Annotated in this window: 23 protein-coding genes; 18 read left to right on the plus strand and 5 right to left on the minus strand. The window is 61.1% G+C overall.

Annotated features, from left to right (window positions below):
* Positions 1–74: 74 nt before the first annotated feature.
* Genes gyrB through dnaA form a run of 4 tightly spaced genes read right to left on the minus strand, consistent with a single transcriptional unit; the run spans position 75 to position 6,094 of the window.
* Positions 75–2,492 carry a DNA topoisomerase (ATP-hydrolyzing) subunit B gene (gene gyrB / locus Q9290_RS14000; RefSeq protein ID WP_306080268.1) on the minus strand — a complete coding sequence of 806 codons (2,418 nt, stop codon included), beginning with the start codon at positions 2,490–2,492 and terminating at the stop codon, positions 75–77.
* The gene (gene recF / locus Q9290_RS14005) at positions 2,485–3,591 is read right to left on the minus strand and encodes a DNA replication/repair protein RecF (protein ID WP_306080269.1); all 1,107 of its coding nucleotides are present in this window, start codon (positions 3,589–3,591) and stop codon (positions 2,485–2,487) included. The genes gyrB and recF overlap by 8 nt, the downstream gene beginning before the upstream one ends.
* A 1-nt stretch (position 3,592) precedes the next feature.
* Positions 3,593–4,693, minus strand: coding sequence for a DNA polymerase III subunit beta (dnaN, locus tag Q9290_RS14010; protein WP_306080270.1), 1,101 nt, complete (start codon positions 4,691–4,693; stop codon positions 3,593–3,595).
* A gap of 12 nt (positions 4,694–4,705) precedes the next feature.
* Positions 4,706–6,094, minus strand: coding sequence for a chromosomal replication initiator protein DnaA (dnaA, locus tag Q9290_RS14015; protein ID WP_306080271.1), 1,389 nt, complete (start codon positions 6,092–6,094; stop codon positions 4,706–4,708).
* Positions 6,095–6,507: 413 nt separating this feature from the next.
* On the opposite strand from dnaA, the gene Q9290_RS14020 reads away from it, so the two are divergent.
* From Q9290_RS14020 to Q9290_RS14105, 18 genes are all read left to right on the plus strand, one after another.
* Complete coding sequence (locus Q9290_RS14020) at positions 6,508–8,112, plus strand: BCCT family transporter (RefSeq protein WP_306080272.1); 1,605 nt, start codon at positions 6,508–6,510, stop codon at positions 8,110–8,112.
* A complete protein-coding gene (locus tag Q9290_RS14025; RefSeq protein WP_306080273.1) occupies positions 8,096–10,105 on the plus strand; it encodes a CocE/NonD family hydrolase in 2,010 nt (669 codons plus the stop codon). Before Q9290_RS14020 ends, Q9290_RS14025 begins: the two co-directional genes overlap by 17 nt.
* Positions 10,106–10,132: 27 nt before the next feature.
* Complete coding sequence (locus Q9290_RS14030; RefSeq protein ID WP_306080274.1) at positions 10,133–11,077, plus strand: LysR substrate-binding domain-containing protein; 945 nt, start codon at positions 10,133–10,135, stop codon at positions 11,075–11,077.
* Positions 11,078–11,327: 250 nt separating this feature from the next.
* Entirely contained in the window at positions 11,328–12,020 is a 693-nt protein-coding gene (locus tag Q9290_RS14035; RefSeq protein WP_371930928.1) for an amino acid ABC transporter substrate-binding protein, read from the plus strand.
* Positions 12,021–12,022: 2 nt separating this feature from the next.
* Positions 12,023–12,688 (plus strand): amino acid ABC transporter permease, encoded by a 666-nt coding sequence (locus tag Q9290_RS14040; protein ID WP_306080276.1) that lies wholly within the window; start codon positions 12,023–12,025, stop codon positions 12,686–12,688.
* A 10-nt stretch (positions 12,689–12,698) separates the two neighbouring features.
* The gene (locus Q9290_RS14045; protein ID WP_306080277.1) at positions 12,699–13,439 is read left to right on the plus strand and encodes an amino acid ABC transporter ATP-binding protein; all 741 of its coding nucleotides are present in this window, start codon (positions 12,699–12,701) and stop codon (positions 13,437–13,439) included.
* Between the two features lie 250 nt (positions 13,440–13,689).
* Positions 13,690–13,824, plus strand: a complete 135-nt coding sequence (gene rpmH, locus Q9290_RS14050) for a 50S ribosomal protein L34 (RefSeq protein WP_094279321.1) — start codon at positions 13,690–13,692, stop codon at positions 13,822–13,824.
* The gene (gene rnpA / locus Q9290_RS14055) at positions 13,824–14,186 is read left to right on the plus strand and encodes a ribonuclease P protein component (RefSeq protein WP_306080278.1); all 363 of its coding nucleotides are present in this window, start codon (positions 13,824–13,826) and stop codon (positions 14,184–14,186) included. The genes rpmH and rnpA overlap by 1 nt, the downstream gene beginning before the upstream one ends.
* Positions 14,147–14,392, plus strand: coding sequence for a membrane protein insertion efficiency factor YidD (gene yidD / locus Q9290_RS14060; protein ID WP_094201945.1), 246 nt, complete (start codon positions 14,147–14,149; stop codon positions 14,390–14,392). Before rnpA ends, yidD begins: the two co-directional genes overlap by 40 nt.
* Positions 14,393–14,396: 4 nt before the next feature.
* Positions 14,397–16,058, plus strand: a complete 1,662-nt coding sequence (yidC, locus tag Q9290_RS14065; RefSeq protein WP_306080279.1) for a membrane protein insertase YidC — start codon at positions 14,397–14,399, stop codon at positions 16,056–16,058.
* A gap of 118 nt (positions 16,059–16,176) precedes the next feature.
* Positions 16,177–17,538: a tRNA uridine-5-carboxymethylaminomethyl(34) synthesis GTPase MnmE gene (mnmE, locus tag Q9290_RS14070; protein WP_306080280.1), complete on the plus strand. Its 1,362-nt coding sequence runs from the start codon at positions 16,177–16,179 to the stop codon at positions 17,536–17,538.
* Positions 17,539–17,739: 201 nt separating this feature from the next.
* Positions 17,740–19,377, plus strand: a complete 1,638-nt coding sequence (locus Q9290_RS14075; RefSeq protein ID WP_306080281.1) for a methyl-accepting chemotaxis protein — start codon at positions 17,740–17,742, stop codon at positions 19,375–19,377.
* A 78-nt stretch (positions 19,378–19,455) separates the two neighbouring features.
* Positions 19,456–20,046, plus strand: coding sequence for a TetR/AcrR family transcriptional regulator (locus tag Q9290_RS14080; protein WP_306080282.1), 591 nt, complete (start codon positions 19,456–19,458; stop codon positions 20,044–20,046).
* 104 nt (positions 20,047–20,150) lie between these two features.
* On the plus strand, positions 20,151–21,308 hold the full coding sequence (locus Q9290_RS14085) for an iron-containing alcohol dehydrogenase (protein ID WP_306080283.1): 1,158 nt from the start codon (positions 20,151–20,153) through the stop codon (positions 21,306–21,308).
* Positions 21,309–21,337: 29 nt separating this feature from the next.
* Positions 21,338–22,381 (plus strand): NADP-dependent oxidoreductase, encoded by a 1,044-nt coding sequence (locus Q9290_RS14090; protein ID WP_306080284.1) that lies wholly within the window; start codon positions 21,338–21,340, stop codon positions 22,379–22,381.
* Positions 22,382–22,495: 114 nt separating this feature from the next.
* Entirely contained in the window at positions 22,496–22,930 is a 435-nt protein-coding gene (locus Q9290_RS14095; RefSeq protein ID WP_306080285.1) for a hypothetical protein, read from the plus strand.
* Positions 22,927–23,592, plus strand: a complete 666-nt coding sequence (locus Q9290_RS14100) for a hypothetical protein (RefSeq protein ID WP_306080286.1) — start codon at positions 22,927–22,929, stop codon at positions 23,590–23,592. The genes Q9290_RS14095 and Q9290_RS14100 overlap by 4 nt, the downstream gene beginning before the upstream one ends.
* 69 nt (positions 23,593–23,661) lie before the next feature.
* On the plus strand, positions 23,662–23,994 hold the full coding sequence (locus tag Q9290_RS14105; protein WP_306080343.1) for a DnaJ family domain-containing protein: 333 nt from the start codon (positions 23,662–23,664) through the stop codon (positions 23,992–23,994).
* On the opposite strand, the gene Q9290_RS14110 is transcribed toward Q9290_RS14105, so the two are convergent.
* The gene (locus Q9290_RS14110; RefSeq protein ID WP_306080287.1) at positions 23,948–24,769 is read right to left on the minus strand and encodes a metal ABC transporter permease; all 822 of its coding nucleotides are present in this window, start codon (positions 24,767–24,769) and stop codon (positions 23,948–23,950) included. The two genes, Q9290_RS14105 and Q9290_RS14110, sit on opposite strands and share 47 nt — an antisense overlap.
* Positions 24,770–24,771: the final 2 nt, after the last annotated feature.

The raw sequence follows: 24,771 nt of genomic DNA on the forward strand, positions 1-24,771 counted from the left end.
CGGCAGGGCCTGTGCAACAGGCATGAAAAAGGCAGCCCGCAGGCTGCCTTTGATATGGGTGCACAAACCGGAGATCAGATATCCAGGTTGGCTACCCGCAGGGCGTTGGTCTCGATAAAGTCGCGGCGCGGCTCCACGTGATCGCCCATCAGGGTGGAGAACAGCTGGTCGGCGGCCACGGCGTCTTCAATGGTGACCCGCAGCATGCGACGGGTGCCCGGATCCATGGTGGTTTCCCACAGCTGTTCCGGGTTCATCTCACCCAGCCCCTTATAGCGCTGTACGTACAGGCCCCGCTTGCTCTCGTTCATCAGCCACTCCAGGGCCTCGGCAAAGCTGGACACGGCCTTGGTCTTCTCGCCGCGCTTGACGTAACCGCCTTCCTCGATCAGGTTGGCAATGCCCTGGCCCAGCTCCACGATGCTGCGGTATTCGCCGGAGGCGAAGAAGTCATAGCTGATCGGGAACTCGCGCTCAATGCCGTGCTGACGCACCTTCACCCGTGGCAGGTGACAGTTGCGCTCTTCCGAGAACACCGCATCCAGAAGGTACTGGGTACCGTTGGTGTTGCTCTCTACCAGCGACTCATTGATCGCCGCCAGCCAGGCGTTCACTTGCGCTTCGTCGGTCAGGGCTTCCAGGCTCAGCTCGGGCTGATAGATCAGCTCGTTCAGCACGATTTCCGGCGCCCGGCGGGACAAGCGCTGGATCAGCTCCTGTACCTTGCGGTAGTCGTTCACCAGCTTTTCCAGCTGCCCGCCGCCGATGGCCGGGGCCGACTCGTTCACGTGCAGGGTGGCATTGTCCAGGGCCAGGCTGGTCTGGTATTGCAGCATGGCAGGTTCGTCTTTCAGGTATTGCTCCTGCTTGCCCTTTTTCACCTTGTACAGGGGCGGCTGGGCAATGTAGACATAACCGCGCTCGATGATCTCCGGCATCTGCCGGTAGAAGAAGGTCAGCAGCAGGGTACGAATGTGGGCACCGTCGACGTCCGCATCGGTCATGATGATGATGTGGTGGTAACGCATCTTGTCGGGGTTGTACTCGTCCCGGCCGATGCCGCAACCCAGGGCGGTGATCAGGGTGGCCACTTCCTGAGACGACAGCATCTTGTCGAAGCGGGCCTTTTCCACGTTCAGGATCTTACCCTTGAGCGGCAGAATGGCCTGGTATTTACGGTTACGCCCCTGCTTGGCGGAGCCGCCCGCCGAGTCACCCTCCACTATGTAGAGTTCGGACAGCGCCGGGTCTTTCTCCTGGCAGTCGGCCAGCTTGCCGGGCAGGCCGGCCAGATCCAGCGCGCCCTTGCGGCGAGTCATTTCCCGCGCCTTGCGCGCCGCTTCCCGGGCCCGGGCCGCGTCGATGATCTTGTTGACCACGATCTTGGCGTCGTTGGGGTTCTCCAGCAGGAACTCCTGCAGACGTTCGGCCATGGCCTGCTCCACCGCGGTCTTCACCTCGGAGGACACCAGCTTGTCCTTGGTCTGGGACGAGAACTTGGGATCCGGCACCTTGACCGAAATCACCGCGGTCAGGCCTTCCCGGGCATCGTCACCGGACGCGGAAGTCTTGGCTTTTTTGCTGAAGCCTTCCTTGTCCATGTAGCCGTTCAGGGTACGGGTCAGGGCTGCCCGGAAACCGGCCAGGTGAGTACCACCGTCGCGCTGGGGAATATTGTTGGTAAAGCAGAAGATGTTCTCCTGATAGGAGTCGTTCCACTGCATGGACACTTCCACCGAAATACCGTCTTCCCGCTCACTGGTAAAGTGAAACGCCTTGGGATGGATTGGCGTCTTGTTGCGGTTGAGGTATTCCACAAAGGCCTGAATGCCGCCTTCGTACTGGAAGTGCACTTCCTTGCCGTCGCGCTCGTCCAGCAGCTTGATGGACACGCCGGAGTTGAGGAAGGACAGCTCGCGCAGGCGCTTGGCCAGAATGTCGTAATGAAAATCGGTATCGGTGAAGGTCTCGTGGCTGGGCCAGAAACGGATCTGGGTGCCGGAGCGGCTGGTATCGCCCACGGCGGTCAGCGGCGCCTGAGGCTCGCCGTGGCGATAGGTTTGCTCATGCACCTTGCCGCTGCGCCAGATGGTCAGCTGCAGTTTTTCCGACAGGGCGTTCACCACCGACACCCCTACCCCGTGCAGACCGCCGGATACTTTATAGGAGTTGTCGTCGAACTTGCCGCCGGCATGCAGTACGGTCAGGATCACCTCGGCAGCGGAGCGGCCTTCTTCCTCGTGAATGTCGGTGGGAATGCCCCGGCCGTCATCGGATACGGAGACCGAGCCGTCGGCATGAATGGTGACCACTATGTCTTTACAGTGGCCGGCCAGGGCCTCGTCGATTGAGTTGTCCACCACCTCAAACACCATGTGGTGCAGGCCAGTGCCATCATCCGTGTCGCCGATATACATGCCCGGACGCTTGCGGACCGCATCCAGACCTTTCAATACCTTGATACTCGAAGAGTCGTAAGTGTGTTCACTCATTGGCTTGCTTGCACTCCTGGGTTTCGGTGATTTCACCCTGTTTCACGTGAAACAGCTTACTGTCATCCCGTGTGATCATGTCACCGAGCTGGTTAATGTCGATGGCGGAGATAAACACCTGGGCCTGCAGCTCCTTTAGCCGCCCGGCCAGCAATCCCCGCTTGTGTTGGTCCAGCTCGGACGCAAAGTCGTCGATCAAAAAAATACAGTCCTGACCGGACTGCTGCTTTAAATACAGCCCCTGGGCCAGACGCATGGCGCACACCAGCAACTTGAGCTGGCCGCGCGACAGCAAATCCTGCACCGGCATGCCCTGGGCCTTTATTCTTATCTCGGCCTTGTGCGGCCCAGACTGGGTGTAACCCAGGTTGGCATCCCGCTCAAAGCCCTGCTCCAGCACCTCGGCCAGGCCGGTTTGCCGGTCCCAGCCGCGAAAAAAGTCGAAGCTGAACTCGAACTCCGGCAAAAAGTCGGCAGCAATGGCCGCCACCACGGGCGCAATGGCATCGGCATAGTCCTGCCGGTAGGCGCTCAGCGCCTCGCCCGCCGCCACCAGTTGCGGATCCCAGTAGCCCAGCTCCCGATACGGCCGCTGTTGCCGCAACAGGGCGTTACGCTGCTTGAGCAAACGTCGAAAACGACCCCAGGCGGCAAAAAACTCAGGCCGGGAATAAAACAGCCCCCAGTCCAGATAGGCACGCCGCAACTTGGGTCCGCCGGTCAACAGATTATACCCTTCCGGGTGGATCAACTGAATGGGCAGAATGTGCGCCAGATCGGCCAGTCGCTCGGCCACCCGGCCCGCTACCTTGAGCCGGGTGTCGCCGCCCCGGGTTTTGGACAGCCCCACCGGCAGGCCTTCCTCACTTTCACCCTGTACCCGGGCAAACAGGGTAAAGGCCTGCTCCCCCTGCTGGATCACCCGGCCGGTGAGATGGGTACGAAAGGAGCGGCCAACGCCGAGGTAATGAATGGCTTCCAGAATGCTGGTCTTGCCGCTGCCATTGGGCCCGACCAGCGCATTGATGCCCGATGCCGGCACCAGCCGGGCATGGCGAATATTGCGGAAATCCTTGAGCTGAAGGTTGAGCAGGGCCATGTTACAGCCGCATGGGCATCACCACGTAAAGGGCATCACCGTTGTCTTCGGCTTCAATCAGCCCGCTGCTGCTGGCGTCCTTCAGGCTGATCTTGACCTGTTCCGACTTGAGGGTGCCGAGTACATCGAGCACGTAGGAGACATTAAAGCCAATCTCCAGATCGCTGCCCTGATAGTTGACGTCCAGTACCTCTTCCGCCTCTTCCTGCTCCGGGTTGTTGGCGGTGATCTTCAGGGTCTGATCCTGCAGGTTGAGGCGCACACCACGGAACTTCTCGTTGGACAGAATGGCCGCCCGGGTAAAGGCCTGCTTGAGCCCTTCCCGATCGCAGATCAGGGTCTTGTCGCTTTCCCGGGGCAGCACCCGGCGGTAATCGGGAAAACGGCCGTCCACCAGCTTGGAGGTAAAGATAAAGCCCTGAGTGACGGCGCGCAGGTTGTTCTTGCCCACCTGCAGGCGCACATCCTGATCTTCGTGCTCCAGCAGCTTGGCCAGTTCCAGCACGCCCTTGCGCGGCACTATCACCTGCTGGGCCGGCAGTTCCTGCTCCAGCTCGCGCCGGCAGGTGGCCAGACGATGGCCATCAGTGGACACGGTGCGCAGGCTGTGACCATCGGTCTCAAACAGCATGCCGTTGAGGTAATAGCGCACGTCCTGAATGGCCATGGAAAACTGGGTGGCCTCAATCAGCTTCTTCAGTGCCAGCTGGTTGATGTCGAACTCCAGCTCGGACGACCATTCCTCGATATTGGGAAAGTCTTCCGCCGGCAGGGTGGAGAGATTAAAGCGGCTACGACCGGAGCGCAGCAGCAGACGATCCCCTTCCTGGCTGAAGGTCAGCTCGGCGCCGTCGGGCAGACCGCGACAGATATCCAGAAGCTTGCGCGCCGGCACGGTCGTGCGGCCGGCGGTGACCGCCCCTTCCAGCGGCACCCGGGCCACCATTTCCACTTCGGTATCGGTGCCGGTCATCGACAGGGCATCGTCGCCGACGCTCAGCAGAATGTTGTTGAGGATCGGCAGGTTGGGCCGGCCTCCCAGGGCACTGGATACCAGTTGCAGGGGGCGCAACAGGGCTTCGCGGCTGATGGTAAACTGCATGGGGCTCTCCGATCAGGAAGACAGGGTTCGAATCAGGTTGGAATAATCTTCCTTTATATCATGACTCTCTTCCCGCAGCTGGCCAATTTTGCGACAGGCGTGCAGTACCGTGGTGTGATCCCGGCCGCCAAAGGCATCGCCGATTTCCGGCAGCGAATGGTTGGTCAGCTCCTTGGCCAGGGCCATGGCCAGCTGGCGCGGCCGGGCCACGGAGCGGGAGCGGCGCTTGGATAACAAGTCCGCCACCTTGATCTTGTAATACTCGGCCACCGTTTTCTGAATGTTGTCGATGGTGACCAGCTTTTCCTGCAGGGCCAGCAGGTCCCGCAACGCCTCGCGCACAAAGTCGATATTGATGGAGCGACCGGTGAAGTTGGCGTTGGCAATCACCCGGTTCAGCGCCCCTTCCAGCTCGCGCACATTGGATCGCAGCCGCTTGGCAATAAAGAAAGCCACTTCGTCGGGCAGGTGGATCTTGTTCTCGGCGGCCTTGCGCATCAGGATCGCCACCCGGGTTTCCAGCTCCGGCGGCTCGATCGCCACCGTCAGGCCCCAGCCAAAGCGGGACTTGAGGCGATCCTCAACCCCGTCGATCTCCTTGGGATAACGATCCGAGGTCAGAATGATCTGTTGATTGCCTTCCAGCAGGGCATTAAAGGTATGGAAAAACTCCTCCTGGGAGCGCTCCTTGTTGGCAAAGAACTGAATGTCGTCGATCAGCAGGGCATCCACGCTGCGGTAGTAACGCTTGAATTCCTCGATGGCGTTATTCTGCAGCGCCTTCACCATGTCCTGCACAAAGCGCTCGGAGTGCATGTAAATGACCCGGGCGTCGGCCTTGCGCTCGCGAATGCCGTTGCCCACCGCATGCAGCAGGTGGGTCTTGCCCAGACCGGTGCCGCCGTAAAGAAACAGCGGGTTATAGGCGCCACCCGGGTTGTCGGCCACCTGGCGGGCGGCGGCCCGGGCCAGCTGGTTCGACTTACCTTCAACAAAGTTGTCAAAGGTGTAGTTGGTGTTCATGTTGCTCTTGTGATTGATCCGCGGTTGTTGTGCTTCCTGTTCACTCCAGGACGGCACCACCTGGGGCCGGGGCTGGGGTTTGCTGCTGCCATTGCCCTGGCTGGCACTGCTGGCCATCAGGTTGACCTGAGCGCGCTTGTTGCCCACCTCAAACTTGAGCTGGGGGCACTGATTGCCGCAAAACTCGCCCAACAGTCCGTTAATGCGGATCAGGTACTTGTCGCGCACCCAGTCGAGCACAAAACGGTTGGGGGCGAACAGGGTCAGGGTCTCGTCGCCCTGCTCTGCCTGCAGCGGCCGGATCCACATGCTGAATTCCGCGGAAGGCAATTCGTCCTGTAGCCGGGCAAGACACTGCTGCCAAAGCATAGCGCTCATTCGAACTCCTGAAGCAAAAGGGATCAATCTAGGGGGTGGACATTCTACTTGCCAGCCTCGCGGATCTCTAGCCGGATCATGCCGATCCTGGAAAATATGATCCTTGACTTCTGTGAGTAAGTCACACCCTGATGCACAGGATCCTCACTTTTATAAACAAGCTACGCACATTTTGTATACCGGTGGGTGAACAAAGGATCCGGCATCGCTTCCGGATCCTTTAAGCAAGATTCTAATGAATACATAAATGCTCCATGAGCATGGCCCCATGATCATATGTCATTTGAGCCATAAAGGCCGACTCTGCACACTGAGCCTGAATGTTGAAATAGTTGCCGGTTTTCCAGCCCGTTTGACTCTATTTTGAACAGAATCAACAGGATATGCAGTATCCCGTCAAGGAGTGATTCTTTATGTTAATGACCAATATACGGCCCCTGGTGTTCTGGCCGACCTTTTTGCTGCTGCTCGGCGCCCTGGTAGCCAGCTACCTGGATATGGACACCTTTCTCGCCACCACCAAGTCGCTGAACGGCGCCATTCTCGATAATTTCTCCTGGCTGTTCAGCCTGGGCAGCCTTTACCTGCTGGTGCTGGCGGTGGTGGTGTACTTCTCGCCCCTGGGCCGCATTCGCATCGGCGGCGACCAGGCCACGCCCCTGCTGAGCCGCTGGCGCTGGTTTTCCATTACCCTGTGCACCACCCTGGCGGTGGGCGTACTGTTCTGGACCACGGCCGAGCCCCTGTATCATCTGTTTGGCCCGCCCGAAAGCGCCGGGCTGGACGCCGGCTCGCCCGAGGCGGCCCGCTTTGCCATGGCCACCATGTTTTTGCACTGGTCCTTTACTCCCTACGCCATCTACACCATTCCATCGCTGGTGTTCGCCCTGGCCTTCTATAACCAGCGCAAGCGCTTTTCCATCGGCAGCATGCTGGAGCCGATGCTGGGTCCGCGCCTGACCCGCCGCTTTGGCAGCGTGATCGACGCCATCGCCTTGTATGCGCTGGTGGCCGGCATGGCGTCGTCCCTGGGCACCGGCGCCCTCACTCTGGCCGGTGGCGCCGGTCAGTACCTGGGCGGCGACACCAGCCCGTTTCGTCTGGGGGTGATCATTGCGCTGATCGTGGCCACCTTTGTGTTCTCCGCCGCCAGCGGCCTGAAAAAAGGCATTGCCCGTATGTCGGCGCTTAACGCCTGGCTGCTGCTGTTCCTGGGCGTGTTCATGTTCTGCTTTGGCCCCAGTGTGTTCATGATCGCCCTGGGTACCGAGTCCCTGGGCCTGTACCTGGACACCTTTTTCTCCCGCAGCCTGTTTACCGGCGCCGCCGCCGGCGATCCCTGGCCCCAGTGGTGGAGCATCTTTTACTGGGCGGTATGGTTCGCCTGGGCCCCGGTGACCGCCCTGTTCCTGGGCAAGATCGCCCGGGGTTATACGGTGCGCGAGTTCATTCACATCAACCTGGTGTACCCGGCGCTGTTTGCCATCCTGTGGATCTGCATCTTCTCCGGCACCGCCATTTACCTCGACATGCAGCAGGCCGCCGGCCTTAACGAAGTGCTTAACAACAAGGGCGTGGAGCATGTGCTCTATCACATCTTTGGGCAGCTGCCGGGCAGCAACATCATGATAGTGCTGCTGCTGTTTATCGCCTTTATCTCTTACGTCACCGCCGCCGACTCCAACACCGACGCCATTGGCGGCCTGTGCACTCAAGGCCTGACCGCCGACAGCGATCTCGACAGCGGTCTGGGCATCAAGGTGCTGTGGGGCACGGTGATCGGCACCGTCTCCTGGGTGATGGTGTCCTTTGTGGGCATCGACGGCGTCAAGATGCTGTCCAACCTGGGCGGCCTGCCCGCCATGTTCATCATTCTGCTGGCCAGCGCCTCGCTGTGGCGCTGGCTGTCAAATCCGGCTCTGGTCACGCTCGCCGGCCAACCGGCCGCCGCTCATGAGCAGGGCAACATTCATTCATCCACCAGCGAAGGAATTCCGGCCAATGCACATCAAGCATGAATTTCCCCATCGAGTACGCGAAATCGGGCACACCCTGATCCCGCTGAAGGACGGCACTCGGCTGGCGGCCCGCATCTGGCTGCCGGAAGACGCCGAGCAGAACCCGGTGCCCGCCATTCTGGAGTACCTGCCCTACCGCAAGCTCGACGGCACCGCGGTGCGCGATGCCCTCACCCACCCCTATCTGGCGGGTCACGGCTATGCCTGCGTGCGGGTGGACATTCGCGGCAATGGCGAATCCGACGGCCTGATGCTGGATGAATACCTCCAGCAGGAGCAGGATGACGCCCTTGAGGTGATCGACTGGATCAGCCGCCAGCCCTGGTGCAGCGGCAAACTGGGCATGATGGGCATCTCCTGGGGCGGCTTTAACAGCCTGCAACTGGCGGCGCGGCGGCCCGAGCCGCTGAAGGCGATCATCACCATCTGCTCCACCGACGACCGCTACGCCGACGACGTGCACTTCAAGGGCGGCAACCTGCTGCTGGAAAACCTGGGCTGGGCCGCCACCATGCTGAGCTTTTCCGCCGCCGTGCCCGACCCGCGACTGGTGGGCGACGACTGGCTGGATCGCTGGAAATACAGGCTGGAAAACATGCCGCTGATGGCCCACCCCTGGGTGGAACACGGCACCCGGGACGACTACTGGCAGCACGGCTCCGTCTGCGAGGATTATGCCGACATTGAAGCGGCGGTGTACTGTATCGGTGGCTGGGGCGATGCCTACCGCAACACCCCGGTGCGCATGATGGAAAATCTGACCTGCCCGAAAAAGGCGCTGATTGGCCCCTGGATCCACAAGTACCCTCACTTCGCCATTCCCGATCCGGCCATCGGCTTTTTGCAGGAAGCGCTGCGCTGGTGGGATCACTGGCTCAAGGACATCGACACCGGCATCATGAACGAGCCCGAGTGCACCTTCTATTTGCAGGAGGCGCAGCCGCCGGTGGCCATGGCCGCCCACCGCGCCGGTGACTGGGTGCAGACCGACGCCTGGCCCGCCCGCGAGGTCAGCCACAAGACCTTCAGCCTGGCCGACGGCGGCCTGCGCGAGGGTGAGCACTCGCTGACCAAGGCGGCCTCCATTTGCTCGCCACTGACCACGGGCGTGCACGGCGGCGAATACTGCGCCATCTGGTTCGGCCCGGACTTTCCCACCGATCAGCGCCGGGACGATGCCCAGTCACTGTGCTTTGACAGCGCGCCGCTGGCCGAGCCGCTGCCGCTGCTGGGCAACCCCAGAGTGCGGCTGACCGGTGCCGTGGATCAGGACTGTGGCCAGGTGACGGTGCGCCTCTGCGACGTGGCCCCCGACGGTCGTGCCACCCTGGTCAGCTACGGCACCCTCAACCTGAGCCTGCGTCACGACCGCGCCGACTACACGCCGCCGGTACCGGGCGAGCACATGGACTTCGAGGTGGTGCTCGACAACATGGGTTACAAAATTCCCGCCGGTCACCGGCTGCGGGTGGCCATTTCCACCGCCCATTTCCCGCTGCTGTGGCCGAGCCGCAAGCTGACCACCCTGACTCTGGCGCCCGGCGCCCAGCAGCTGCTGCTGCCGGTATTTAACGGTGAGACCATCGACAATCCGTTCGAACGGCCCGAGTCGGCGCAGCCGGTAAACATGGACTACCTGCGCAAGCCCGCCCCCAAGCGTACCATTACCGAGGACGTGGCCAGCGGTGAGGTCTGTCTGCGGGTGGACGACGACATGGGCACCTACCGCTTTCTCGACCACGGTTTCTGGGTGGAGCAAAAGGCCACCGAGCAATACCGCACCCGGCCTTATGATCCCGACGCCACCCAGGCCGACATTGAGTGGCTGTACCGGGCCGGCCGGGACGACTGGCAGGTGCGGGTGGAAAGCACCCTCAGCATGACGGGTGACGAACACTACTACTACCTCACCGCCCATCAGCAGGCCTGGCTCAACGACGAGCCCTTTAACGACAAGCACTGGGAATATCGCATTCCGCGACAGGCTCAGTAGCCATCACAAACTGGCGGGAGTAGAGTAATGACTGTATTTACCAGCCTTGCCCGCACCGCCATGTCTCAACGTATCTCGCCACTGCCGCCCCTCAACTGCCTGCAGGCCTTTGAGGCGGCGGCACGCCGCCGCAGCTTTACCCAGGCCGCCGCCGAACTCAACCTGACCCAAAGCGCCATCAGCCGGCAAATCAAGCGGCTGGAGGAGTGCCTGGGCCGGCCACTGTTTATGCGCGACGCCCTTGGCGTGGCGCTGACCCCGGCGGGCGAACGCTATTTTGAGCTGGTGCAGGGCCTGCTGCGGGAGCTGGCCAGCGGCACCGCCGAGCTGACCCGGCGTCAGGGCAGTTTGCAGCTGACCCTGGCGTCCAGCCCCACCGTGGCCTCCATGTGGCTGACCCGCCGGCTGCCCGAGCTGAAACGGGCCTGTCCGCAGCTGGACATTCGTATTCTCACCGCCGAAGATCCGCGCCGGCTTGACGCCAGCGAGTTTGATCTGGCGCTCTATTACCTGCTGCCCGGTGAGCGGGAGCCGGAAGGGGTTAACATTCGGCCGGTGTTTGGCCCGGAGCGGGTGATCGCCCTGTGCAGTAAGGCTTACCTGCAACAAAACGGCCCCATTACCGGACCACAGCAAATGCTGGCGCAGCACACCCTGCTGGAGCTGGAAGATCACTACCACGACTGGCTCACCTGGCAGGACTGGTTTGCCGGCATTGAGCAGCCCTGGCACACCCCGGCGCACACCCTCAAGGCCAATAGCTACCTGCTGCTGATGCAGGCGGCCCTGGCCGGCCAGGGCATTACCCTTGGCTGGGAGCGGCTGCTTGAGCCTTATCTGAGTGAAGGCGCCCTGGTACAGGCCCTGCCCGACAGCATGCCCAGCCAAGGCTATTTATGCCTGCTGGAGCCGAGCCACCGCCATGCTTCGGTGGCCGCCCGCCAGTTTATGCGCTGGCTGCTGCCGGAGTAAGTCCTTACCTTCAAGGGTGTCCGTTTTTTCGGCGCTCACCTTCACTCAGCCTGTTTTTCGAGCGGGTTACCTGTAAAACACTGGCCTCATGGCTCCGGCTGGTATAAAAAGACCACCGTCATTTATGCTGTAATGATGCCGGACGCAGTTGCTTTCGTCCGGGCTCATAATAAGGAGAGTTATCATGTTTGCATCCCTTCGTCGTCTGGGCGCCGTCCTGGCCCTGTCCGCCACCCTCATCGCCCCCGCCATGGCCGCCGATCCGGTCAAGGTAGGCATGTCGGGCCGCTATTTTCCCTTTACCTTCGTCAAGCAGGACGAACTGCAGGGCTTTGAAGTGGATGTGTGGAACGAGATCGGCACCCGCATCGGCCGGGATGTGGAGTTTGTAACCACCAACTTCTCGGGTCTGTTCGGCATGCTCGACACCGGCCGCATCGACACCATTTCCAACCAGATCACCATCACTCCCGAGCGCCTGGAAAAGTACGACTTCGCCGATCCTTATGTGTATGACGGCGCGCAGATCGTGGTACGTAAAGGCAACGACAGCATTCAGGGCCTGGACGATCTCAAGGGCAAAAAGGTGGCGGTCAACCTGGGCTCCAACTTCGAGCAGCTGATGCGCAAGCAGGACACCAACAACGAGATCGACATCATCACCTACGAAACCAACCTGGAGCAGGACGTGGCTCTGGGCCGGATTGATGCCTTCGTGATGGACAGAGTCGGCTCTGCCCAGCTGATCAACGAGGCCGGCCTGCCGCTGCAACTGGCGGGCAAGCCCTTTGAAACCCTGGAAAACGCCTTTCCCTTTGTGAAAAAGCCCGAGCAGCAGGCGCTGCTGGCCGAGGTGAACCAGGCGCTGGCCGACATGCGTGCCGACGGCACCCTCAAGGCCATTTCCGAAAAATGGCTGAACGCCGACATCACCAGTAACTAAGCATGCAGTTCGATCTCGACTACACCCTGGCGCTGTTTCCCATTCTGTTCAGATATCTGGGCACCACCATGGAAATGGCGCTGCTGGGCTTTGTACTTGCGCTGATCATCGCCGGCACCCTGGCGGTGATCAGAACCTTTGAGCTGCCGGGACTGAACGCCCTGGCCCGGCTGTTTATTTCCTTCTTTCGCGGCACGCCGCTGCTGGTACAGCTGTTTCTGCTGTATTACGGCCTGCCCCAGATTTTTCCTGTTTTCATTGGCATGAATGCCTTTACCGCCGCCGTGGTGGGCCTGACCCTGCACTTTGCCGCCTACATGGCCGAGTCGATTCGCGCCGCCATTCTGGGCATTCACAAAAGCCAGATGGAAGCGGCCATGAGCATCGGCATGACCCGGGGCCAGGCCATGAAACGCATTATCCTGCCCCAGGCCGCGCGCATCGCCACGCCCTCGCTGATGAACTACTTTATCGACATGATCAAGAGCACCTCACTGGCCTTTACCCTGGGGGTCGCCGAGATCATGGCCACGGCCCAGAAGGAAGCCTCGAGCAGCTTCAAGTTTTTTGAGTCCTTCATTGCGGTGGCGCTGATCTACTGGGCGGTGGTGGTGTTCTTTACCCACCTGCAGGGCCGGCTGGAACGCCGCCTGAATGCGGCTTACTGACCGAGGTACCATGATCAAATTACGCAATCTGACCAAGGTCTATCACGGCCAGACGGTACTGAACGACATCAGCCTGGACATCAACAAGGGTGAAATCGTGGTGATCCTGGGGCCCTCGGGCACCGGCAAATCCACCCTGTTGCGCTGTCTCAACCTGCTGGAAACGCCCGAAGCGGGCAGCCTGGAGATCGACGGCTTTGCCATCGACCTGGCCAAACACAGCGGCAAGCAGGCCATTGAGCTGCGCAAGCGCACCTCCTTCGTGTTTCAGAACTATGCCCTGTTCGCCAACAAGACCGCCCGCGACAACATCGCCGAGGGGCTGATCACCGTCTGGAAAAAGCCGAAGGCCGAGGCCCAGGCGGAAGCCCTGCGCATTCTTGGCGACATCGGCCTGGAGGACAAGGCCGGCGCCTATCCGTCGTCGCTGTCCGGCGGTCAGCAACAGCGGGTGGGCATTGGCCGGGCCATGGCCAGCCACGCCAAGGTAATGCTGTTTGACGAGCCCACCTCGGCGCTGGATCCGGAATGGGTGGACGAGGTGCTGGGGCTGATGAAAAAGCTGGCGCTGGCGCACCAGACCATGGTGGTGGTGACCCACGAAATCGGCTTTGCACGGGACGTGGCCGACCGGGTTATCTTTATGGATGGCGGCCGCATCGTGGAGCAGGGGCCACCCGGTGAGCTGCTCACCAAGCCGCAGGATCCGCGCACCCGCGCCTTTTTGCGCAAGGTGCTGCCCACCGGCTGAGGCCGGCACCGGTGGTGGTTGCCAAGCCCGCTGGCACGCGTATAATGCCAGCCCCGCGATCCTTTCGGATCCGGGATCGATCCGGTCTGCCATGCATGCAAAGGCGCCGGCTCGGTATTCATGCCATGTCGATTGACGACACGCACTTAACTGTTTAGAATTCGGCCTCTTTTATATGGGTCGTCTCGGTGAGTGCTCGGCACTTCGTCATGGCGGTCAAACTGTACAGTTAACTGAAGCGGTAATAACAATGAAACGCACTTTTCAACCTTCAAATCTGAAGCGCAAGCGCAGCCACGGTTTCCGTGCTCGCAAGGCCACTGCCGGTGGTCGCAAGGTACTGCGTGCTCGTCGCGCCAAAGGTCGTGCCCGTCTGAGCGCCTAATGGCCCGGCATGCCTTTTCACGGGAGTTACGTCTGTTAACTCCCGCTCAATTCAAAAACGTCTTCGACAACCCCGTCAGAGCCGCCTCTCCTCATATCACCCTGCTGGCCAAACCCAACGGTCTGGAACATCCACGACTTGGTCTTGCCGTGCCCAAAAAAGCCCTCAAGCGTGCCGTCTGGCGCAACCGGGTAAAACGGGTAGCGCGCGAATCCTTTCGCCTCAAGCAGCACAAGCTGCCTGCGGTCGATATTGTGGTGATCGCCAAGAAAGGCATCGGAGACGTGCCCAACGACGAGTTGTTCGAGCTGCTGGAAAGGCTATGGCGCACCCTCTCTCGCCGTTGCAAAGACTCGGCATAGGCCTGGTCAGGCTCTATCAGCTGGTTATCAGTCCCCTGCTCGGCCCCAGGTGTCGCTTCACTCCTACCTGCTCTCAATACGCTATTGAAGCCATTCAGCTCCACGGTTTTGCAAAAGGCGGTTGGTTAACTATCAAACGTCTATTAAAATGCCACCCTTTAGGTCCAAGCGGCCACGATCCGGTCCCGACAAAGCGAAGAAACTGACACTATGGAATCCCAACGCAACATACTTGTTATTGCGCTGCTGCTGGTGAGCTTTCTCATCTGGCAACAGTGGCAGACGGATAAGGCGCCCCAGCCAGAAACGGCGCAGCAAAGCACCCAGACCAGCACGGGCGATGACAGCTTTATTCCCGAGTCGGACCAGGCCGGTGGCGAAGTGCCCGCCGATGCCCCCGTGGCGTCCAGCCGCCAGCTGGTGACCATCGTCTCCGATACTCTGGAGCTGACCATCGACACCCAGGGCGGCGACATAGTGCGCGGCGAATTGCTGGAACATGACGACGAGCTCAACTCCGACGACAAGTTCGTGCTGCTGAGCAACGGCGCCAACTTCGTCAACGTGGCCCAGAGCGGCCTGATCGGCCGTGATGGTCCCGACGCCAGCGCCGACGGCCGCCCCCTGTACCGGGCCGAGCAGAAAAGCTATCGGCTGGCCGAAGGTGAAGACAGCCTGAGTGTACCGCTGACCTTCACCAACGCCGACGGTGTCACCTTCACCAAAACCTTTACCTTGGAGCGCGGCCGCTACGTGGTGGGTGTGAACTACGACATTCGCAACGGCAGCGACAAGCCGGTCCAGGCCCAGCTTTACGCCCAGCTCAAGCAGAGTGAAACCCACCCTGAGGGCGATGGCGGCAGCATGCTGATGGCCTCCGCCTACCGCGGCCCGGCCTACTCTTCCAGCGAGACCCGCTACAGCAAGTACGACTTCAGTGACGTACGTGAAGCCAACCTGAATCAGACCACCGAAGGCGGCTGGGTCGGCATGCTGCAGCACTATTTTGTGTCTGCCTGGGTGGCCCCGGAAAATGGCGAGAACCAGCTGTACACCCGCTTCCTGAACGGTCAGGGCCAGGGCATCATCGGCTTCAAGGCACCGGTCACTACCGTAGCTCCGGGTGCCGAGCAGAGCCTGTCCGCCAAACTGTGGCTGGGTCCCAAACTGCAGGACGAAATGGCCGTGGTCGCCCCCAACCTGGATCTGACCGTGGACTACGGCTGGCTGTGGTTTATCGCCCAGCCGCTGTTCAAGCTGCTGCAATTCCTGCAAAGCTTTGTGGTCAACTGGGGTCTGGCCATCGTGCTGACCACCTTTGTGGTGCGCGGCATCATGTATCCGCTGACCAAGGCCCAGTACACCTCCATGGCCAAGATGCGCATGCTGCAGCCCAAGCTGCTGGCCCTGCGCGAGCGCTACGGCGACGACCGCCAGAAGATGTCTCAGGGCATGATGGAGCTGTACAAGAAGGAAAAGGTCAACCCGCTCGGCGGCTGTCTGCCCATCCTCATTCAGATGCCCATCTTCATCTCCCTGTACTGGGTGCTGATGGAATCCGTTGAGCTGCGCCACGCCCCCTTCTTCCTGTGGATTGACGACCTGTCGGTACGGGATCCCTACTTCGTGCTGCCCATTCTGATGGGTGCCAGCATGTTCATGATCCAGAAGATGAGCCCGACCACGGTCACCGATCCGATGCAGCAGAAGGTGATGCAGTTCATGCCGATCATCTTTACCTTCTTCTTCCTGTGGTTCCCCGCCGGTCTGACCCTGTACTGGCTGGTGAGCAACGTGGTCACCATCTCCCAGCAGTGGTATATCTTCCGCCAGCTGGAGAAAAAGGGCCTGCACGGCAAGGCCACGTCCTGAGGCCACTGGCCTGAGCGACGTTAACGCAATACACTGGGCGGCCTGAAGGCCGCCTTTTTTATTGGCGGACATCACCGCCATACTGAACCGAACAGCTAATTCCGGAGTAACAGAACCCATGTCCAACGACACCATAGTCGCTCAGGCCACCGCCCCCGGACGCGGCGGCGTCGGCATTATTCGCGTCTCCGGCCCTCAGGCCGAAGCCGTGGCTCAGGCCGTGCTGGGCCGGGTACCCAAAGTGCGCTATGCCGACTATCTGCCGTTCAGGGACGAACAGGGCACCGTGCTGGATCAGGGCATTGCCCTGCTGTTCAAGGGCCCCAACAGCTTTACCGGCGAAGACGTACTCGAGCTGCAGGGCCACGGCGGCCCCGTGGTGCTGGACATGCTGGTGCGCCGCATTCTGGCCCTGCCCGGCCTGCGCCCCGCCCGGGCCGGTGAGTTCAGCGAGCGTGCCTTTCTCAACGACAAGCTGGACCTGGCCCAGGCCGAGGCCATTGCCGATCTGATTGAAGCCTCCAGCGAGCAGGCGGCCCGTTCGGCGCTGCAGTCGCTGCAGGGCGAGTTCTCCACCCGGGTACACGGCCTGGTGGAAGCACTCACTCACCTGCGCATCTATGTGGAAGCCGCCATCGACTTTCCCGACGAGGAGGTCGACTTTCTCTCAGACGGCAAGATTGCCGGCGAGCTCTACGGCATCATGGACCGGCTCACCGAGGTGCAGCGGGAAGCGCGCCAGGGCGCCATCATGCGCGAGGGCATGAAGGTGGTGATCGCCGGCCGCCCCAACGCCGGCAAGTCCAGTCTGCTCAACGCCCTGGCCGGCAAGGAATCGGCCATTGTCACCGACATTGCCGGCACCACCCGGGACGTGCTGCGGGAATACATTCACCTCGACGGCATGCCCCTGCACATCATCGACACCGCCGGCCTGCGCGAGGCCAGCGATGCGGTGGAACGCATCGGTATCGAGCGGGCCTGGGCCGAGATCGAACAGGCCGATCGCATTCTGTTTATGGTGGACGGCACCACCACCTCGGCGCTGCACCCGAAAGACATCTGGCCCGACTTTATCGACCGGCTGCCGGCCCATATCGGCCTCACCGTGGTGCGTAACAAGGCGGATCTCACCGGCGAGGCGCTGACCGTGGCCAGCGACGGCGAGCATCCTGTGTATCCCATCTCCGCCCGCACCGGCGAAGGGGTGGAAGCACTCAAGGAGCACCTGAAGGACTGCATGGGCTATCAGGGCGGCGGCGAAGGCGGCTTCAGCGCCCGCCAGCGCCACCTGGACGCCCTGCACCACGCCGACCAGCACCTGATCATGGCCAGGGAGCAGCTGGAGGTGTACATGGCCGGCGAGCTGGTGGCGGAAGAGCTGCGCCTGGCCCAGGAGCAGCTCAGCCAGATCACTGGTGAATTCACCTCCGATGACCTGCTGGGAAGGATTTTCTCGTCGTTCTGTATCGGGAAGTAAACTTGCCGGGAGGCGTCCATATGGCTTATCGATCAGCTGGCCGAACATTTTCGACAATTGTCACCAGTCTGCGCCACACGGGCTGATCGGCCTCCCAACACATTGATTCCCAAAACCTATCAATTAAAAAGGTTATATAGAATATAACTCTAAATAACCTTTACTTATACTTCCCGAACCACCATTTCGAGAGTCAAGAACATGTTCACTCGTTTATCCATCAAGACACTGCTGACCGCTTCCTTCGGCGCCATGCTGCTGGCGGTCCTGGCCTTCAGCCTGTATATCTACCTGTCGATGCAGGGCATACAACGGCAGATGGACGGCATAGTAGAACGCAATATCAGCCTGCTGCAGACCATCTCCAACCTGCGCTACAGCACCGTCACCTACCGTCGCTTTGCCCTCGACTACGGTCTGACCACAGACCGGCGCGAACATGTAGAGATCCTCGCCAAAATCAATCACAACGATCAGCAGGTGGAACGCTACCTCTCGGCCATGCAGCAGCAGGCCAGCAGCGCCGAGGTGCACGCCTTTATCGACGACTTTCGCCGCCGTATCAGCGACTATCAGGACATGCAGAATGACTATCTGCGGCTGATCGACGCCGGCAACATAGCGGCGGCCCGGGTCAAGATGCTGACCAACATGCTGGCCCCCTTCGATGCCATCGTTGCCCTGCTTGGCGAGACTCAGCAGCAGATAGCTGCCGAGGCAAAAGCCATCAAGGATCGGGAGTCGGCGGTGATCGACAACATTAGCACGCTGGTAATCGTTCTGTGCCTGCTGCTGGCCGGCTTTATGCTGACCATGGGCATCATCATCAACCGACGCATTCGTCTGCCCCTGGCCCGGCTCAACGCTCAGATGGACAGAGTCAGGAACGGCCTGCTCGGTGAAGATCTCGATCGCCGTCATTTCTCCCAGGATGAGCTGGGCAAGGCCGCCGATGACTTTATCGCCATGCAGGCCGGCATACGCAATCTGGTGCAGGAGATCTCCGCAAGCCTCGACGGCCTGGGCGGGGCCACCGTGCAGCTGCGGCAAATGTCGTCACAGTCATCCACGGCGCTGGACGACCAGCAGCAGGAAATTGCCCGCATTGCCAGCGCCATGCACCAGCTGGAAGCTACCTTCCGCGATGTGGCCGGCAACACCCAGAATGCCGCCGGTGCCGCCCGCGAAGCAGCAGAGCAGACCGAACAGAGCAACCGGGTGGTGCTGAACTCCAGCCGTCAGGTGGAAATGGCGGCCAGAGAAATCGGTCAGGCCGGCGCGCTGGCCCTGGCCCTGAAGGAAGACAGCGCCCGCATCGGTGTGGTGTCTCGGGTAATCAGCGACATTGCCGAGCAGACCAACCTGCTGGCACTCAACGCCGCCATTGAAGCGGCCCGGGCCGGAGAATCGGGACGGGGCTTTGCGGTGGTGGCCGAGGAAGTACGCAACCTGGCACAACGGACCCAGCAGTCTATTGAGGAAATCAACCAGACCATTGGCAGCCTGCAACAACAGGCGGAAGCGGTGACCCAGGCCATGGACAACAGCCAGCAGATCATCGAGGGGGGTGCCAAAGAAGCCCGCCACGCGGCCGACTCCCTGCAGCACATCAGCGAGGCGGTGGCCCGCATGACGGAAATGAACCTGCAGATCGCCACTGCCACCGAGCAGCAGAGTGCAGTTGCGGCGGAGCTGAACGGCAGCCTCGCAGGCATTGACCGCATGTCGGATGAAGTGGCCGGCAGTGCCCGCCATACGTCATCCGCCTCACAAGAGCTGGAGTCCCTGGCCGACGGCCTGCACCGGCTGGTGCAGAAGTTCAGCCTGAGCAGGGCATAGCACTGACCGGGTAAAGGCAAAAAAAGCCCCCAAACCATGACTAGACGATCGGTCTAGTCATGGGGTAGCATGTTGCCCATGAATACCAAACATCAAGACACTCGCCAGCATCTGCTTGATACCGGTCGCGAGATCCTCGCCGCCCGGGGCTTCAGCTCGGTGGGGCTCAGTGCCCTGCTGCAGCAGGCAGGTGTGCCCAAGGGCTCCTTCTACCACTATTTCAAATCGAAGGAGCAGTTTGGCCAGGCCTTGCTGGAGGACTATTTCAGCCAGTATCTTCTCGAGCTGGATGAGTTGTTCGGCCGGACCGGGCTGAACGGCCGCGAGCGGCTGATGGGCTACTGGGAAGAATGGCAGCGTCGCTATTGCAGCCCGCAGGGCCGCAGCGACTGTCTGGTGGTCAAGCTCAGCGCCGAGGTTGCAGACTTGTCTGAAGCCATGCGTCTGACACTGAAAGCCGGCACCGACAAGGTCATTGGCCGTATTCAGGGCTGCATTGCCGCCGGTGTTGCCGATGGCTCGCTGCCGGCAGCAACAAAGCCGGCCCTGCTGGCCACCACCCTTTATCAGCTGTGGCTGGGTGCCAGCCTGCTGACCAAGCTGCACCGGGATGATGCACACATGAATCAGGCCATGTTCCTGACCCGGCAGCTGCTGATGCCTCACTGACGATGAAATAATCCAGCCCGCCATGGCAGCGGGCTTTTTCAGACCAACCCACTAGACGACTGGTCTACTCATGCATTCACATTGCAATAAAACGAGGATAACTCATGCAGGATTTCAGCTTTTACAATCCGACCCGTATCGAATTTGGTGCCGGCAAAATTGCCAGCCTGGATCAGCTGGTGCCGGCCGACGCCCGGGTGCTGGTGCTGTTTGGTGGCGAAAGTGCCCGCCGCACCGGCACCCTGGATGAAGTGACCGCCGCCCTGGGTGAACGTGAAGTACAGCTGTTCGGCGACATAGAGCCCAATCCCAGCTTTGAAACCCTGATGGAGGCGGTGGCGCTGGTGCGCCGCAACCAGATCGACTTTTTGCTGGCCGTTGGCGGCGGATCCGTGATCGATGGCACCAAGTTCGTGGCCGCTGCTGCCCTGTTTGAAGGCGATCCCTGGGGAATCCTCACCAGCATGGGGAACAACATCAAACGGGCCCTGCCCTTTGGTACCGTACTGACCCTGCCGGCTACCGGATCCGAGATGAACCAGGGCTCGGTGATCACCCGCAAGTCGCTGCAGGCCAAACTGCCCTTCAAAAGCGAGCTGGTATATCCGCGCTTTTCGGTGCTGGATCCGGTCAAGACCTACACCCTGCCTGCCCGTCAGGTGGCCAATGGCGTGGTCGATGCCTTTGTGCATGTGGTGGAGCAGTACCTGACTTACCCGGCCCAGGCCCCGGTGCAGGACCGCTTTGCCGAGGGCCTGCTGCAAACCCTGCTCGAGATCGGTCCGAGGGCGCTGAACGAGCCGCAAGACTACCCGACCCGCGCCAGCCTGATGTGGACCGCCACCCTGGCATTAAACGGCCTGATTGGTGCCGGCGTGCCTCAGGACTGGGCTTCCCATATGCTGGGTCATGAGCTGACCGCCCAGCACAACCTAGATCATGCCCAGACCCTGGCGGTGGTGCTGCCGGAGATGCTGCGTCAGCGCAAAGCAAGCAAACTCGGCAAGCTGGTGCAGTACGCGGAACGGATCTGGAATATTCATGAAGGCAGCGACAACGACAAGGCCGAGGCCGCCATTGAGCATACCCGCGACTTTTTTGAAGCAATGGGCGTCAGGACCCGCCTCGGTGACTACGGCCTGGGCGCTGAACACATCGACGACATTATCAACAGCCTGCAAGCCCACGGCATGGTGGCCCTGGGCGAACACGGCGATGTCACTCCCGCGCACTGCCGCCAGATACTGCTGGCCAGTCTGTAAGCGTTAACTCACAGTTTAAGGAGCACACCATGAAGCAAACAGCCAACCGCAACCGCCAGATCACCCTGGCTTCACGCCCGGTGGGCCTGCCCACCGCCGGCAACTTCGCCCTGAAAGAAACCGCCATTCCCGAGCCCGCCGAAGGCCAGCTGCTGCTGCGCACCGTTTACCTGAGCCTGGACCCTTATATGCGGGGCTGCATGAGCGATGCCAAATCCTACGCCGAGCCGGTGGCGGTAGGGGATCCCATGGTCGGCGGCACCGTCTGCCGGGTGCATGCCAGCCGGCACCCCAATTATCAACCGGGTGACTGGGTGCTGAGCTACAACGGCTGGCAGGACTATGCGCTGTCCGACGGTGAAGGCCTGATCAAGCTGGATCCCGCACAAATGTCACCTTCCTGGGCGCTGGGTGTGCTCGGCATGCCCGGCTTCACCGCCTATATGGGCCTGCTGGATATCGGCAGGCCGCAAGCCGGAGAAACCCTAGTCGTAGCCGCCGCCACCGGTGCCGTGGGCTCCATGGTGGCGCAAATCGGCAAGCTCAAGGGCTGCCGGGTGGTGGCCGTGGCCGGTGGTGAAGAGAAGTGTCGCTATGCGCTGGAAACCCTGGGCGTGGACGCCTGCCTTGATCACAAGGCCGGTGACTTTGCCGACCAACTGGCCAGCGCCTGCCCCGATGGCATCGATATCTACTACGAGAATGTGGGCGGCAAGGTACTGGACGCGGTGCTGCCGCTGCTCAATACCGGCGCCCGCATTCCGGTGTGTGGCCTAATCTCGCAATACAACGCCACCAGCCTGCCTGACGGTCCGGATCGTCTGGGTCAGTTGATGGGCACCATTCTGGTCAAGCGGCTGACGGTAAAGGGCTTTATCATCTTTGACGATTACGCCCATCGTTATGATGAGTTCGTGACAGATATGAGCCAGTGGTTGCATGACGGCAAAATTCACTACCGCGAGCAGATAGTGGAAGAGCTTGAAAACGCGCCTCGGGCCTTTATCGACCTGCTTCAGGGCCAGAACTTCGGCAAACTGGTGGTGCGCACCGGCGACGACGAGCTGACCTGAGCCCTTCACCGTCGTCGCCATTACACCTGCTGGTGGAATAGCTGAAGCAGGGCATGCTGCTAAAATAAAAAGTGAGCGCACACTTGGGAACAACAGGTTTCCCCGGAGGCACTGATGAACACCTCACTGCGGTATGGCCTGCTGATGGCCTTGCTGGCGCTGCTGCCAGCAGGCGTGCAGGCCGCTCAGGGCCTGCTGGACGGCATGACTTTTGTCGGCATTAACGGCGAAGCCGGCAAGCCACTGGATCCCGATGAGCATGAAGAGCTCACCTTTCATGACGGCCTGTTCACCTCCATCTCCTGTGCTCCCTACAACTTCGGCAGCAGCCCCTATACCACCCAGGTGAAAGACAACGCCATTCACTTCCATGCCGTCACCGAAAGCCCGACCCACGGCACCATCAGCTGGCAGGGAGTGATAACGGGCGATAACGCCGAGGTGACCTTCGTCTGGACCAAGGAACGCTGGTACTGGAATACTCGCCGGGAATACTGGTTTAGAGGCACCCTGAAGGATCAGGCCACTGCCGGCCCGCCATCGCCATGATCCCTTCGCCCAAGAAGCCGGCAGGGAGCCCGCGCCTGATCCGCCTGCTCAGGCTCGCCCTGCTAATCAGCCTGGTTATTGCGCTGAACCTGGGAGGAAACTGGCTGGCCGGACAACTCAATCTGCAGCTGTTTCCCCGTCACGATGCCATGCTCAGCGTCATGGTACTGACGGCGGCCTGCCTGTATATCGCCCTGATGACGATTCCCTTCATGCCCGGCATCGAGATCGGTCTGGCGCTGATGCTGTTGCTGGGCAGCAAGGGGGCGGTACTGGTTTATCTCTGTACCCTGGCGGCGCTGTCGCTCAGCTTTCTGCTCGGCCGGCTGATCCCCCCGTCTTCCATTCATCGGCTGCTGCACTGGCTGCACCTGTACCGGGCCGCCGCCCTGATCAAGCGCCTGGCGCCGCTGGACCGGTCACAACGGCTGGCACTGCTCGGTGAGCAGTTGCCTTCGCGGCTCGCGCCGATATTGCTGACCTATCGCTACCTGACCATCGCCGTGGCCCTCAACCTGCCGGGCAATACCCTGATTGGCGGCGGCGGCGGCATCGGCATGGTGGTGGGCATGAGCAGGCTCATTCCCTATCATGGTTTTATCGTCCTCACAGCCCTGGCGGTGGCGCCGGTACCGCTCTGGTTTTTTCTGTTCGGCGGTTAGGTACCGCCACCAGGTCATCAGCAACACGGAGGTCCCATGTGGTTAATTGATCAGCTGGCCTAGCAGGCCATCAGCCAGGCTCGACGGGAAGGCCAGTTCGAGGATCTGGCCGGCGCCGGCCAGCCCCAGCAACTGGAGGACGACAGCCTGGTGCCCGAGCACCTGCGCGCCGGTTACCGGCTGCTGAAAAACGCCGGCTACCTGCCGCCGGAGCTGGAGGCCCGCAAGGAATACCTGCGACTGGCAGATCTTCTTATCGCCACCGAAAATAACGCCGAGCGGGAAAAGTTGGAGCGCGACCTACGCCGGCTGGAGCTGATACTGGGCCAACGTTTTAGCGAACTGCCGGTGGCGGTCAGGCAGCGGGTACTGCACGGCCGGCAAACATCAGGGCCAGCATAAACAGCGCCATCATCAGCAGCACTATGGTCGGCGCCGGGGCGCTGTCGATAAAGAACGACAGATACACCCCGGCCAGCGCAGCACACACCGCCACCAGCACCGACCACAGCAGCATCAGCCCAAAGCGCCGAGTCAGCAGAAAGGCGGTGGCGCCGGGCGTGATCAGCATGGCGATGGCCAGCAGAATGCCCACCGACTTCAGCGCCGCCACTATGGTCAGGGTGAGCAGACACAAGAGGCCGTAATGCAGCCAGGTGACCCTGAGCCCCACCGCCCTGGCCTGCACCGGGTCAAAGGCGTGCAGCAGAAAGTCCTTCCATTTCATGCCCAGCACCAGCACCGTCAGCAGCGCCACGGCGCCGCTTTCCATGATGTCCTTGATGCCCACACCCAGCATGTCGCCAAACAGAATATGATCCAGATGCACCTCGGTACTGATGCTGACATACACCAGCAGGCCCAGCCCGAACATGCCGGAGAACACTATGCCCATCACGGTGTCCTGGCGAATGCGGCTGTTGGCGGCGAGAAAGCCGATGCTCAGAGCACAAATCATGCCGGCGCCAAAGGCCCCCAGGGCCAGCGGGATGCCCGCCAGGTAGGCCAGCACCACGCCGGGAAACACCCCATGGCTCATGGCATCGCCCATCAGCGCCCAGCCTCTTAGCACCAGAAAGCACGACAACAGTGCCGCCGGCACCGCTATCAGGGCCGAAATGATCAGCGCCTGGTTCATAAAGGCAAACTGAAAGGGCAACAGTAGCTGTTCTGCCATAC

Origin of the sequence: Oceanimonas aquatica, assembly GCF_030732065.1 — a bacterium.
Taxonomy (GTDB): domain Bacteria; phylum Pseudomonadota; class Gammaproteobacteria; order Enterobacterales; family Aeromonadaceae; genus Oceanimonas.